Raw genomic sequence first — 13,654 nt, forward strand, 5'->3', positions numbered from 1 at the left:
CCGTGGGATCATGGGGCTTTCTTCCGGTTTTTGGACGAAACGGGGAGATTTATGATGGATATTATACCCCGAAGTCAGGCCAACTCATTGCCTTTGTTCAGGTTTTTACTTTTGCAGGGGCGACAAAGTCCGGTTTCCGGACACCGAATCCTTATCAGCCTTGTGCCCAAAGTCGTCGTTAATCGGTCATAATATTGATATATCGGCATTTTTTAGTTTTCGTATTTTTGAATTAAGTAATTGAACATACAGCTTTTCGCCGATTACGGCCGATTGCCACCAGAGAGAGAGGCCACCCTCCGGAGGCAAAGGTCATAGGTTCGAATCCTATCGGGCGGGCCATTTTCTCTTCAGAAAATGTCCCTTCCTCGGATTTCCAGTCACCCGTTTTTAGTCGCTTCGCTCCTGTTTTGTGCCGGGTGCCGTTCGCAGCGCTGCGTTTGTCCACTGGACAAACGGTCGTTGCTCACCCTATCGGGCGGGCCATATTCCACAAAGAAGCCCGCCTAGCGCGGGCTTCTTTGTGGAACGGTGGTTTGCGGGATGGCCGATGAAGAACCTACGGTTCGACTCGGAGTCTGCAACGCAGACGTAGAAAACGTCGGAACATCGTGACGACGGCCCCGAAGGGGTGAGGCCGCTTGCGGCGGAATACTAACGGCGCCAGCCGTTTGGGCGTCGGAGCCCTGCGACGACGGGGCGAAGCCCCGAGCAACGCGCCTGACGCGTTGCGAGTCCATCCTATCTCCTCAGGCACATCCTCGTTACGCTCTGTCTGCTCATCTACCCGCAGCCAATGATTCACTTTCTACCCCAACCCGCCAGTAATACATCCCCGACATCTTCCCAATAATCCGCGCCGACATATGCGCATCACTGGCCTTACCGGCCAGCCCGTAGCACACGTGCAGCGGCAACAGATGTTCTTCCCGGGGATGACAGAACCGGGCATACGGTGCTTGATCCCAATGCACCAGCCGTTCATTACGCTGCGATTCCGGCATGGAGGCGTCACCACACGTCTCTTCCAGCCACGCTTCGAACGCTTGATTGCGGGCACCGTCCTCGGGAGAGACCGCAGAGTAGAACGCTCGCATGTTGTGGAACGAAAACCCCGATCCGATCACCAGCAGGTTGTCATAATCCAGCGCCTGCAAGGCTCGACCGATCGCCAAGTGCGTTTCCGCGTCCATCGTGTTCACCAGGGACAGCTGCACGCAGGGAATGTCCGCCTCCGGGTACATCAACTTGAGCGGCACGAACAAGCCATGATCAAAACCCCGCTTGTAGTCCAGCCGGGCCTGCAGCCCCGCCTGCTCCAGTGCCATCGCGACCTGCCGGGCCAGCTCAGGCTCCCCCGGACACGGGTACTGAATTTCGTAGGATTCCGGCGGAAAACCGTAGTAGTCGTATATGAGCTTTGGGTAAGCGCCTGCCGTAATCGTCGGCACGGATTCTTCCCAATGCGCGCTGACCACCAGGATCGCCGATGGCCGGCGTAGCTTGCCTGCGATGTCGGCCAGCGTGTCCACCATCTCCCGATGGCCAGGGTCGCCGAGCAATGGCATCGGACCGCCTCCATGGGAAATAAACAGCACATCGGTGTGAGTGTTCATCGTCACATTCCTCCAGGCTCATTGTAGATCTGCAACCGGCGCCGACACAGCAACCCGTGCCGGCTCCCCACCCAATCCAGCGAAGCGTCACGCCGCCTTATGGATCAGGTTATCCAGGGCGAAACGGCCACCGCCCTGAATCACCAGCGATACCGTGACGGCGAGCAGCGCCAGGGCATATTCGTAGCCGTTGTTCGACATGAACAGGCCGTTGCCAATGTGGACGGAGAAGATCGCCACCAGCATGGTGAAGGCTGTCACGAACGCTGCAGGACGCGTCAGCAAGCCCAGGAACAGCGCCAGACCGCCAAAGAATTCCGCACTACCGGACATCAGGGCCATCAGGTAGCCCGGCTCCAGGCCGATGCTCGCCATCCACTGACCCGTGCCTTCAAGGCCATAGCCACCAAACCAGCCAAACAGTTTCTGGGAACCGTGGGCCGCCAGCGTGAGACCGACCGGGACCCGCAGGATCAGCGCGGCCACACCCGCGTTGGACTGGAGCAGCGTTTTGACGAATGAATTGTTCATGACAGACACCTCGAATGATTCGTTGATCGATGAATCCCGAGGCCCTCGCCCCAGGTGATGTGAGCACTTTACTATCACCAATTAGCGAGACTAAGATGGCATTCATTGCTTTATTATCAATGAAACGTTGATTATCAACACAGCACACGTGGGAGCCCGGCCATGGATCGCATCGAAGCCATGCGCGCGTTTGTTCATGTCGTCCAGGAAGGGTCCTTCACCCGCGCGGCGGAACGGCTGGATACCTCACCGCAACTGGTCAGCAAGTACGTCTCCCAGCTTGAGCAGCACCTGGGCCTGCGCCTGCTTAACCGAACGACCCGACGCATTCACCTGACCGAAGCCGGAAACCGCTACTACCAAGGCGCCCAACAGGTCCTCACTGACATCGACGACATGGAGAACCAGCTCGGCGATCTGCATGCCGAGGCGCAGGGCGTGTTACGCATCAGCGCGCCGGTGTCATTCGCCATGCATCACCTGCCGCCGCTGCTGAGTGCTTTCCAGAAGGCGCACCCGGCGGTCAAGATCGACCTCCAGCTGAATGACCGGAAGGTGGACATCGTCGAGGAAGGGTTCGACGTCGCCCTGCGGATCGGCCACCTGAAAAGCTCATCGCTGATCGCCAAACGCATCGCGCCGGTCCGGCTGGTGCTGTGCGCCTCGCCGGACTACCTCGAACAACACGGCCACCCGGAGCGCCCGGAAGACCTCATCCATCACCAGTACCTGCACTACAGCTACATGGATATGGAATCGATCCAGCCCATACAGAAATCCTTGTTGAGCATCAGCGACGACGACCGGGTCATCGCGAGTAACAACGGTGACGTGCTGACCGCCACCGCGATCGAGGGGGCGGGCATTGTCCTGCAGCCGACGTTCATAGCCGGTGCCGCTATCAAGGGAGGCAAGCTAAGGGTGATCCTGCCGGAATACGAGCCTGAGCCATTGGGACTGTACGCGGTCTATGCGCACCGGCAGCTGCTGGCCAGCAAGGTGCGCAGCTTTATCGACTTTATTGATGGGTTCTTTGGGGAGCCGCCTTATTGGGATCGGTTTGAGTGAGCCATTCAGGACCTACTCTTTGGCGGGTTCTTTCAGGAGGATAAAGTGCTCAATCAACCGAATCATCAGGGATTTCTGATCCGGCAGGCTTTCAGCCACCAACAGGGCCAGGGCCACCAAGGTGTTGTCGTTGATAAGTTGCTCTACGGGCCGCGCCAGCAGAGACTCATTGCGGCGTAGATACCACAGAAACAGAAACGATCCGCAGCGTTTGTTGCCATCCGCCAGCGGGTGGTTCTTGATCACGAAGTAAAGCAGATGAGCCGCCCTTGAAGCCACGTTAGGATAGAACAGCTCATCGCCAAAGCCCTGCTCGATCGTCGCCAGCGCCGAAGCCAATCCCTCTCCACGAAGTTGCCCGAATAGGTCGGTGGCTTCGCCCTTAGCCATCAGCGTCTGTTTCAACTCCCCGATCGCGGTCAGCGCCTCATCCAGTTCAAGCGGGCGCATGTCCGGCTGCTTGATGCCGACTTCGGCCAGTTCCTGCTCGTCGTAGCCTTGCAGCAGACTCCAGGATCGGGCGTAGTCGCTGATGACGTGAGCAACGGCTTCGCCGTCAGTGGATACCAACCCCTGATTGGTTAGTGTTCGACTCAATAGTTCGACGGCCTGCTCGAATTCAATGCCACGTTCAGCAAGGCGGCGTTGGTTGAGGGTATAGCCCTCGACCAAATGGTCCTTCAGAACTCGCGTGGCCCATTGGCGGAACTGCGTCGCACGTTTGGAGCTGACCCTGTAGCCCACGGAAATAATGGCGTCCAGGTTGTAATGTTTGATGCGGCGTCGAACCTGCCGCTTACCTTCCTGGCGAACTACTAAGAATTCCTTAGTAGTTGCCGGCTCCGACAACTCTTCGTCCTTGAACACGTTCTGGAGGTGCATCAGCACGTTCTCCGGAGTGGTATCAAAGAGCTGGCCCATCTGGGCCTGACTCAACCAAACCGTTTCCGCTTCCAGCGCCACTTCCAGCCGGGCCTGGCCATCGCTTGCCGAAAAAATGCGCACTTGCTGTTCTGTCATGACAGATCCTTGTCTTCTCTTACAGAACGACCAGTATAACGGCCACTACGCTAACCAACAGCCAGACGTTCGTGCCTGTTTTCACCCGTAACGCGACTGTCGAATTGTCAACTCACTGTGGCAAGCCGCCCCACCACCCAAACTTGCACTACTTGTCATAGCCCGCCCAAAACCGCTTGCGCCGTCCTGGCCCTAAAAAATCACCTTCGCACCAAACAGGGACGCTTCGGTTTCACATCTATTTTCGCCATTCCGCATTTTTCATTTTTTCAAAATTCAAGAAAAACAATCCACTTCCAACCTCTTTCCCGTTCATGGCACAGCGTCTGCAACACCTACCCCACGGATCATGACCTGTTAGTACAAGTGACCAAACGGGAAGGATAAGACGATGAGAGACTCAAGAACCCTTGCAACCATCACCCTATGCGGATCGCTCGCGCTGTTCGCGAGTGCATCATCAGCAGAGACCATTCGTGTCGGTATCGGCCACCAGAGCATGGTGACCAACACGGTGTCCGGCGGCATTGTGCTGGAGAAGCTGAACCTGCTGGATAAGTACCTGCCTCATACCGGCAAATACAAAGACGTCGATTACGACATCATCTTCCGAGACTACGATTCCGGCCCCCCCATCACCAACCAGATGCTGGCCGACAAACTCGACTTCGGCGTCATGGGCGATTACCCGCTGATTGTGAACGGCGCCAAGTTCCAGGAAACCGGCAAACAGGAAACGCGCTTTATCGGCGTGACCGGCTACAACCTGCTGGGCACGGGCAACGGCATTGTCGTCCCGGTGGATTCCCCCGCGCAGAGCCTGGCGGACCTGAAGGGAAAAACCCTCTCCGTTCCGGTCGGCAGCGCCGCCTGGGGCATGACGCTGAAAGCCCTGAGCGAGGCCGGACTGAGCGATGACGTGCGCATCGTCAACCAGAGTCCGGCGGTCGGGGCGGCCAATATCCAGGCCGGCCGGATCGACGCCCACGCCGATTTCTGCCCCTGGTCGGAAATCATGGAATACCGCGAAACCGGCCGGAAGATCTTCGATGGCAGTGAAGCCGAGATCCCCACCTTCCACGGCATCGTGGTCCGGGAAAGCTACGCCGAGAAATACCCGGAAGTCGTTGAGGGCGTTCTGGAAGCCACCCTGGCCGCTCAGAAGTGGATTAAGGACAACCCGATGGAAGCGGCGGTCAAAGTGTCCGACTGGACCGGCGTCGAGAAAGAAGTGCTCTACCTCTACTTCAGCGAAGGCGGCATCACGACGGCGGAAGCCAGCATCAAGCCCCAGTGGGTCGATGCGATGAAGTACGACCTTGCGCTGCTCAAACGGGAAGTCGGCGTCCCCGACCTGGATTTCAATCGCTGGGTGGATGACAGCTATCTGCGCGCCGCCTACCAGGCCATGGATCTCGACTACGACACCCTGGTCGCTTCTGTCGTCTCCGCGGAGCCAAACAACCCCGCCCTCAAACCCGCGGAAATCTGGTTCAAGGACAAGGGCATCGTCACCTACGGCAGTATCGCCAAGATGCTGGAAGCCTCCCAGGGCAACCAAGACCGGATCAACGCCACCTATGTCTACGACAACCTCACCGGCCTGAAGCTGTTCGGCAAGGCCGCCTACATGGTGAAGGGTAACGATGGAGAGGTGGTCGCCTTCCTGAAGAAAGTCGATTCCGACAATTACATCGCTGAGCACGGCGGGACTCCGGTCACCGGGGACCAGGCCGTTGCCATGGCCCAGTAAGCGAACCGGCGCGGTCCGTCGGTGAGACTGGCCGCGCGTTCCCGGCCTGAGGAGCAACAAAATGGACAGTAAAAGCAACGTGGCGCTCAAGGCGTCCGAGCCGCCTGTCGCGGACTCCGAGCCCGAGTCCGAGTCAACGGCCCGGCGCAATCCCGCCATACCCATCCCGGACCACACTCCGGCGGTCGAACCGCGTGTCCCGTTCAGCACCTGGCTGAAAACCACGGGCGTCCGGTACGGCATCCGGACCCTGGCCCTGATCTCCGCCCTGGTGTTCTGGCAGCTTGCCTCGACCCACGGTCTGCACGCTTACGTGAACTTCGAAAACATTCCGGCACCGTCTGTGGTCGGCGCCGCACTGGTCAGTGAACTGACCGGCCAGGAATTCTACCTGCACATCCTGTACAGCATGGAGCGGGTGGCAATCGCCTACGGCCTGGCCGTCGTAATCGGCGTACTGCTGGGTATTGCGATGGGCCGTTCCCGCTGGGCGGAAGACATCATTTTGCCCTACATCGAACTGCTGCGCCCGATACCGGCCGTGGCCTGGATTCCACTAGCCATCCTGATGCTACCCACCGAGCAGGCGAGCATCATCTTCATCACCTTCCTTGGCGCCCTGTTCCCGATCGTGCTCAACACCACACATGGGGTCGAGCAGACCAACGACGTCCTGATCCGGGCCGCACGCAGCCTCGGCGCCAGCAACGCGTCGATCCTGCGCCACGTCATCCTGCCCGGCGCCATGCCGTCGATTGTGGCCGGGCTGGCCATCGGCATGGGCGTAGCCTGGTTCTCGCTGCTGGCCGGCGAAATCATCAGCGGCCAGTACGGCATCGGCTACTACACCTGGAACTCCTACACGCTCATCCAGTACCCGCAAATCATCATCGGCATGCTCACCATCGGTGGCCTCGGCACCCTGTGCACGCTGCTCGTCCGCAGCGCCTGCAAACCGTTGCTGAAGTGGCAGGCCAAGGGAGGTCGATCATGAATCACCTGTCGGCAAACGATAACCGTCTCGCCGTACTGGATCACCGTCGCCTGCGCGACAAATCCGGCCCGGAAGAAGGCGACCGCGGCCATATTCTTGTGAGTGATGTCGACGTCGTGTTCGACACGGCCACCGGCCCTCACGTCGCTGTCCAGAGCGCCAACCTGACGGTGCGTCCGGGCGAATTCATCTGCCTGCTGGGCCCGTCGGGCTGCGGCAAGTCGACGCTGATGAACGCCATCGCGGGTTTTGTCACGCCCACCCGCGGCGACATCGCCGTCGATGGTGCTGTCGTGACCGAACCCGGACCGGCCCGGGGCATGGTGTTCCAGCAGCATTCGCTGTTCCCGTGGAAAACGGTCAAGGAGAACGTGGCCTTCGGCCCGCTCATGGCCGGTGCCAGCCGCCGGGAGGCCGACAGCATTGCCCGCACCTTCCTGTCTCTGGTCGGGCTCGCCGCCTTCGAGACGGCCTACCCCAACACACTCTCCGGCGGGATGCAGCAACGGGTGGGCATCGCCCGGGCGCTGGCCAACTACCCCAGCGTGCTGTTGATGGACGAGCCCTTCGGCGCCCTGGACGCCCAGACCCGGATCATGATGCAGGAGAACCTGCTGGAGATCTGGCAGGAGTTCCACAACACCGTGGTTTTCGTCACCCACGACATCGACGAAGCGGTGTTCCTGTCCGACCGGATTGTGGTCATGAGTGCCAGCCCCGGCCGCATCATCGCCGACATCGCGGTCAAGCTGCCGCGCCCGCGCGAGCAATCCCTGCTGACCAGCACCGAGTTCATGGCGCTCAAGCGCCAGTGCCTGGACCTGATCCGGCAGGAGACGCTCAACGCCTTCCAGCAACAGAACAAGGCGGGCTGAGCCATGGACATCCAATCAATGACGACGGCTCCACTCGCCATAACTTGTCATGACAATTGGGAGGGTGCGTTATGCCTGACGCAAACCAAATGATGGTGGAAGAATCCCCCCTTCCGCTGTACGTCCAGATCCGTGACAACCTGCGTCGACAGATTCTCGACGGCACCTTTCAGGTCCATGAACGGCTGCCTTCCGAGAACACCATGATGAAGACGTTTCGGGTCAGCCGGATCACCATCCGCCAGGCCCTGCGGGATCTGCACAACGAAGGGCTGGTCTTCAGCGCCCAGGGCAAGGGGACCTTCGTCAGCAAGCCGAAAGCCGTACAGAACGTGCAGCGCCTTGAGGGTTTCGGCGAAGCCATGGCTGCGCAGGGTTACGAGGCCTCGGCCCGGGTCCTGAGTATCCAGCAACTGAAGGCCCCCAAGGCCGTGGCCGCCTCGCTCGATCTGGAACCGGGGGACGACGCTGTCGAGGTCAAGCGTGTGCGCTATCTCAACCGCTCGGCCGTGTGCGTGGAGAACAGCTACTTCCCCATGGATATTGGCCGGCGCATGTTCAGCCTCGACCTGTCCGGCGACATCTTCCCGATGCTGGAGAACCTGTTCGGCGTGCCGCTTGGCGGCGCCGATATCAGCCTGGACGCCATCCTGGCCGACGACGAAGCCCAGCAACACCTCAACCTCAAGAGCGGCGAAGCCATCCTTCGCGTCGAGCGCCTGACCCACAACCGGGAAGGGCGCCCCATCGACTTTGAGTACCTCTGCTATCGCGGTGATTCATTCAAATACCAGTTCCGGATTGACCGGAAATAGGAGTGCAGCATGGAAATCAACAACATCCCTGTCATCGACACTGACGTCCTCGTGATTGGCGGTGGCACGGCCGGCCCGATGGCCGCCGTGACGGCCAAGGAACAGAACCCCGACCTGAACGTGATGCTGCTGGAAAAGGCCAACGTGAAACGGTCCGGCGCCATCTCCATGGGTATGGACGGCCTCAACAACGCCGTCGTGCCCGGGCACGCCACGCCGGAGCAGTACGTCAAGGAAATCACGATCGCCAACGATGGCATCGTGCATCAGCCTGCGCTGATGGCCTATGCCACACGGTCGTTCCCGATGATCGAAAAGCTGGATTCCTGGGGCGTTCATTTCCAGAAAGACGAAACCGGCGACTACGACATGAAGAAAGTCCACCACCTGGGCACCTACGTCCTGCCCATGCCGGAGGGCCACAACGTCAAAAAGATTCTGTATCGCCGTCTGCGCCGCAACCGGGTGCAGATTGAAAACCGCTACACCGCCACGCGCCTGCTGAAAGATCCAGACGGCAACATTGCCGGGATGATCGGCGTGAACACCCGCACCGCGGAGCCCATCATCATCCGGGCCAAGGCGGTCATCATGGCCACGGGCGCGGCCGGTCGCCTGGGGCTGCCCACATCCGGATACCTGTTCGGCACTTACGAGAACCCGGCCAACAACGGCGATGGTCATGCCATGGCCTACCACGCCGGCGCTGACCTGGCGAATCTCGAGTGCTTCCAGATCAACCCGCTGCTGAAGGACTACAACGGCCCGGCCTGCGCCTACGTGACCGGCCCGCTGGGTGGTTTCACCTCCAACGCGTTTGGTGAGCGGTTCATCGAGTGCGACTACTGGTCCGGCCAGATGATGCTGGAGTTCTTCAAGGAGCTGGAATCCGGAACCGGACCGGTGTTCCTCAAGCTGGATCACCTGGCCGAGGAAACCATCCAGGAAATCGAAACCGTTCTGCACACCAACGAACGCCCATCACGGGGCCGCTTCCATGAAGGACGGGATGTGAACTACCGCCAGCGCATGGTGGAAATGCACATTTCGGAAGTCGGATTCTGCTCGGGCCACTCGGCCTCCGGCGTCTGGACCGATGAAACAGGCGCCACCACCGTACCCGGCCTCTACTGCGCCGGCGACATGGCCAGCGTGGCCCACAACTACATGCTGGGTGCCTTCGTTTACGGCCAGATCTGCGGCGAAAGCGCCGTTGAATTCGTGAAGTCCCGAAACGAGCCGGTGCTGGACGAGGCCTTCATCCAGACCGAACTCGAGCGCATCCAGGCCCCCATGAAGCGCGCCGACGGCCTCCCGCCAGAGCAGATGGAATACAAGGTGCGTCGTCTGGTGAATGACTACCTGCAGCCGCCCAAGGTGACCAGGAAAATGGAAATCGGCCTGGAGCGGATTCTCGCCGTTCGCGAAGACCTGCCCCAACTCTGCGCCCGCGACCCCCATGAGCTGCTCAGGGCCATGGAAGTGCAGTCCATCATCGACTGCGCCGAAATGGCAGCGCGCGCTTCCCTCTACCGCACCGAGTCCCGCTGGGGCCTCTATCACTACCGCGTGGATTACCCGGAGCAGGACGACAGCGAGTGGTTCTACCACAGCCGGTTGTTCAAGGACGAGAACGGGCAGATGGCCAGCGGCAAACGTCCGGTGGCGGATTACCTCGTCAAGCTCGGCGATGAGAAAGACGCCTACCGCAAGATGCGGGTCCAGAAAGCCGCCAACGCCTGAGACCACAACAACAGGCTCCCCGAGGGTCTGTGAACACCGAATCAAGCGATGAGAGAGGAATACCGACATGCCCATTGCCAATCATCATTCCAGCGTCCCGGTGATCGTGGACGAAGACAAATGCATCGCCGACAAGGGCTGCACCGTGTGCATCGACGTGTGCCCGCTGGACGTCCTCTGGATCAACGAGGAAACCGGCAAAGCCCACATGAAGTACGACGAGTGCTGGTATTGCATGCCCTGCGAGGCCGACTGCCCGACGGATGCCGTCACCGTCAACATTCCCTATCTGCTGCGCTGAGGTAAGCCATGAAGACCTACGACGATCCCGAACTGCAGGCCATCGCCAACAAGCTGTCGTCCGACGATCCCGGTATTCGCCGGGTGGCCGTCCTGGAACTGGTGGACACCGGCGATCCCGATGCGGTGGAACTGGTGATCCACGCGCTCCAGGACCCGGACACCCACGTACGCCAGGAAGCAGCCAAAGTGGTGGACGAGTTCGAAGCCGAGGACATGGCGGACGCCCTGATTGCCGCCCTCAGTGACTCCGACGAAACCGTCCGCAACGCCGCCGCCCACGCGCTGGCCGACCTCAAGGATCCGGCAGCGGCCGAACCGTTACTGCAGGCCCTGGAAACCAGCACCGACAGCTTCGTGGTGTCCGGCATTCTGCGGGCCCTCAAGCCCTTGCGAACCCAGGAGGCCCAACGGCCGGCCCTCACGCGCCTGGCCGATGCCGACGCGCAGGTGCGGCGTGAAGCCGTTGGCGTGATCGGCTGGCTGAAACAACCGGAGAACCTGCCCGCACTGGTGGAAACCGCCCAGCACGATGCCGAACCGGAAGTCCGCCGGGCGGCCACCGGCGCGCTGGTTTACGCCAACCCGAGCCAGGTCGGCCAGGCCCTGATCGGCCTGCTGTCAGACGCGCACTGGCAGGTGCGCTGCGAAGCCGCCAACAGCCTCGCGAAGCTGGATTACCAGGCCGCCGTACCGGCCCTGATCACGGCCACCAGCGACGACCTGTGGCAGGTCCGCGAAAAAGCCGTCGACGCTCTCGGCAAGTTGGGCTCGGTGGAAGCGATCCCCGTACTGGGCGAATGCGCCGCCGACACCATGAGCAACCTGCGCAAGGCCGCTATCGGCGCCCTCGGCACCATCGCCCACAGCGACGGCCGGCCATACGTGGTGACGGCCCTGGACGATCCCGATCCGGACGTGCGCAAGCTGGCGCGCTGGGCGATCTCGAAACTGGACGCGGCGGCTTAGCCCCGGGAACCGGCCCGGACACCGGGCCGGTCGCTGCCTTTCAACATTGAGGAGACCGTCATGACCTTTGTTGTGACCGAAAACTGCATCCGCTGCAAATACACCGACTGTGTCGACGTCTGTCCGACCGACTGTTTCCACGAGGGGCCGAACTTCCTAGTGATCAATCCGCAGACCTGCATCGACTGCAGCCTCTGCGTTCAGGAATGCCCGGCCGATGCCATCTACGACGAGAAGGACCTGCCGGAGGACCAGCGTCACTTTATTGAACTGAATGCCGAACTGGCCGAAGTCTGGCCGGTCATCGATGCCACCTCGGCGCCCATGAGCGAAGCCGAACAGTGGATCGACCGCCCCGACAAGCTGCAGTACCTGGAGCGCTGAGCCATGCCCCAACTTGTCATAACGAGTGGATTCCGGCGGTTCCCCCTGGCGCTGGTGGTGCTGTCCGCCGCGGTACTGGGCAGCGCCCGCCCGATCGACATTCCCGACCGGTACACACCACCAGCGGAAACGCCGGATCTGATTCTCCCCGCACGGGCTTTGGCCTGGGCAACAGCGGATAACACGAGGAGCCCCTCATGACCCGACAGCAGATTGTTGATCCCCCGACGGAAGTCCGCCTGAGGCGCAAGAGCAACGCGGTGGAGCTTAGTTGGCCAGACGGCCTGACCGTGCAGCTGACGTGCCTGCAACTGCGCAAGTCCTGCGCCTGTTCGCACTGCACCCAGGCGGAGCGTCAGGGTCGTCTGAGCCTGATCGACGTTACGGTCAGCGTCGAGCGGATCGAACTATCCGGCGTCAGCGGCCTGCAGTTTTTCTTCAGTGACGGCCACTACCGGGGTCTCTACCCCTGGGCCTACCTGCGGGAGTTGAGCGAATTGTGCGAACTGAATGAGCAGGCGTCATGACCCCGACCCTGCGCGCCCTGGACACCAGTTGGTGGACGCCGGTCCGCCGGCGCTACCCCGGTACCGCGATGTGCGTGGTGCTGGCCCTGGCCGGCAGCTTCCTGGCCCAGCATTACGAGGCACCCGCCCTGATGTTGGTCCTGCTGCTGGGCTTCGGGTTTGCCAGTCATGCCTCGGATCCGCGGCTCGCGGAAGGCGTTGCCTTTTGCAGCCGCCAGGTCCTGCGTGTGGGCATTGCCCTGTTGGGCGCCCGGATCGGCGTCGACCAGTTGATGGCGGTCGGCAGCCTGCCGCTACAGGTTGTCCTGACCTGCGTCCCGCTGATCATCGGCGCCGCCCTGTTACTGGGCCGTTGGCTGGGCCTGCCGCCGTTGCAGAGTCTGGTTGCCGGAATTGCCGTGGCGATCTGCGGAGTGTCGGCGGCGGTGGCCGTCGCGGCGGTGATCCCGCAAGGCAAGCTGGAAGACCGGCGGCTGCTCGGCGTTGTGGTCGGCGTCACCGCCCTGGGTACGCTGTCCATGCTGACCCTGCCTCCTCTATTCGAATCGCTCGGCTACAGCGACCCACAAACCGGCCTCCTGCTGGGTGCCAGCATCCACGATGTCGCCCAGGCCGCCGGCGCCGGTTATCTCGTCTCCGACACCGCCGGCGACATAGCCACGCTGACCAAATTGCTGCGGGTCGCCCTGCTCGCTCCGCTGGTCTTGTTACTGGGCGCCCTGCTGAACCGGCAGGGCACCAAGCGAACGGAACACCCCTGGTTCCTACTCGGCTTCGTCGGCCTGTTCAGTCTCAACAGCCTGGGCTGGCTGTCGGCCGAACTGCGCCAGGCCCTGACTTCGACCTCGCAGGCCTGCCTGCTGGTCACCATGGCGGCACTGGGCATGCGGACCAGTCTGCCGGCGCTTCTGACCCAGGGATGGCGACCGTTTGCCCTGCTCGCCCTGCTCAGTGCGTTGCTGGTCAGTACCGCCATGCTGGCCATGGCCACCTATTCACCCTGAATCCATTGCTGTTCTGAGTCCGTCCACACGCCACTCATGTCACGACTAACGCCAC

Annotated in this window: 16 protein-coding genes; 13 read left to right on the top strand and 3 right to left on the bottom strand. The window is 61.2% G+C overall.

From position 1 onward, the window contains the following. On the top strand, nt 1–182 hold a 182-nt coding region (locus tag J3364_RS20820), incomplete at its 5' end, for a hypothetical protein (RefSeq protein WP_349560071.1). A gap of 597 nt (nt 183–779) precedes the next feature. Here the strand turns inward: J3364_RS20820 and J3364_RS20825 are convergent. Next, a complete protein-coding gene (locus J3364_RS20825; RefSeq protein WP_349560072.1) occupies nt 780–1,616 on the bottom strand; it encodes a DODA-type extradiol aromatic ring-opening family dioxygenase in 837 nt (278 codons plus the stop codon). A gap of 87 nt (nt 1,617–1,703) precedes the next feature. After that, entirely contained in the window at nt 1,704–2,147 is a 444-nt protein-coding gene (locus J3364_RS20830) for a DoxX family protein (protein ID WP_349560073.1), read from the bottom strand. Between the two features lie 162 nt (nt 2,148–2,309). Between J3364_RS20830 and J3364_RS20835 the strand changes: the two genes are divergently transcribed. Next, nucleotides 2,310–3,215: a LysR family transcriptional regulator gene (locus J3364_RS20835; RefSeq protein ID WP_349560074.1), complete on the top strand. Its 906-nt coding sequence runs from the start codon at nt 2,310–2,312 to the stop codon at nt 3,213–3,215. A gap of 12 nt (nt 3,216–3,227) precedes the next feature. Here the strand turns inward: J3364_RS20835 and J3364_RS20840 are convergent, their stop codons facing one another. Further along, complete coding sequence (locus J3364_RS20840) at nt 3,228–4,235, bottom strand: virulence RhuM family protein/type II toxin-antitoxin system death-on-curing family toxin (RefSeq protein WP_349560075.1); 1,008 nt, start codon at nt 4,233–4,235, stop codon at nt 3,228–3,230. 391 nt (nt 4,236–4,626) lie between these two features. Here J3364_RS20840 and J3364_RS20845 point away from each other — a divergent pair, with 391 nt between their 5' ends. The 11 genes from J3364_RS20845 (at nt 4,627) to J3364_RS20895 (ending at nt 13,599) form a co-directional block, all read left to right on the top strand. Then, a complete protein-coding gene (locus tag J3364_RS20845) occupies nt 4,627–5,988 on the top strand; it encodes an ABC transporter substrate-binding protein (protein WP_349560076.1) in 1,362 nt (453 codons plus the stop codon). A gap of 61 nt (nt 5,989–6,049) precedes the next feature. Further along, a complete protein-coding gene (locus J3364_RS20850; RefSeq protein WP_349560077.1) occupies nt 6,050–6,982 on the top strand; it encodes an ABC transporter permease in 933 nt (310 codons plus the stop codon). After that, on the top strand, nt 6,979–7,857 hold the full coding sequence (locus tag J3364_RS20855) for an ABC transporter ATP-binding protein (RefSeq protein ID WP_349560078.1): 879 nt from the start codon (nt 6,979–6,981) through the stop codon (nt 7,855–7,857). The genes J3364_RS20850 and J3364_RS20855 overlap by 4 nt, the downstream gene beginning before the upstream one ends. A 71-nt stretch (nt 7,858–7,928) precedes the next feature. Next, a complete protein-coding gene (locus J3364_RS20860; RefSeq protein ID WP_349560079.1) occupies nt 7,929–8,672 on the top strand; it encodes a GntR family transcriptional regulator in 744 nt (247 codons plus the stop codon). 9 nt (nt 8,673–8,681) lie between these two features. Next, a complete protein-coding gene (locus J3364_RS20865) occupies nt 8,682–10,415 on the top strand; it encodes a fumarate reductase/succinate dehydrogenase flavoprotein subunit (protein WP_349560080.1) in 1,734 nt (577 codons plus the stop codon). Nucleotides 10,416–10,482: 67 nt separating this feature from the next. Continuing rightward, nucleotides 10,483–10,716 (top strand): 4Fe-4S dicluster domain-containing protein, encoded by a 234-nt coding sequence (locus J3364_RS20870; RefSeq protein WP_023012262.1) that lies wholly within the window; start codon nt 10,483–10,485, stop codon nt 10,714–10,716. An 8-nt stretch (nt 10,717–10,724) separates the two neighbouring features. Beyond that, a complete protein-coding gene (locus J3364_RS20875; protein WP_349560081.1) occupies nt 10,725–11,684 on the top strand; it encodes a HEAT repeat domain-containing protein in 960 nt (319 codons plus the stop codon). A gap of 60 nt (nt 11,685–11,744) precedes the next feature. Further along, nucleotides 11,745–12,068, top strand: coding sequence for a ferredoxin FdxA (gene fdxA / locus J3364_RS20880; RefSeq protein WP_349560082.1), 324 nt, complete (start codon nt 11,745–11,747; stop codon nt 12,066–12,068). A gap of 3 nt (nt 12,069–12,071) precedes the next feature. Next, on the top strand, nt 12,072–12,269 hold the full coding sequence (locus J3364_RS20885; RefSeq protein ID WP_349560083.1) for a hypothetical protein: 198 nt from the start codon (nt 12,072–12,074) through the stop codon (nt 12,267–12,269). Further along, nucleotides 12,266–12,595 carry a DUF971 domain-containing protein gene (locus J3364_RS20890; RefSeq protein WP_349560084.1) on the top strand — a complete coding sequence of 110 codons (330 nt, stop codon included), beginning with the start codon at nt 12,266–12,268 and terminating at the stop codon, nt 12,593–12,595. The genes J3364_RS20885 and J3364_RS20890 overlap by 4 nt, the downstream gene beginning before the upstream one ends. After that, nucleotides 12,592–13,599, top strand: coding sequence for a YeiH family protein (locus J3364_RS20895; protein ID WP_349560085.1), 1,008 nt, complete (start codon nt 12,592–12,594; stop codon nt 13,597–13,599). Before J3364_RS20890 ends, J3364_RS20895 begins: the two co-directional genes overlap by 4 nt. Nucleotides 13,600–13,654 lie beyond the last annotated feature (55 nt).

The organism is Marinobacter sp. NFXS9, from assembly GCF_040148665.1.
GTDB lineage: Bacteria > Pseudomonadota > Gammaproteobacteria > Pseudomonadales > Oleiphilaceae > Marinobacter_A > Marinobacter_A mangrovi.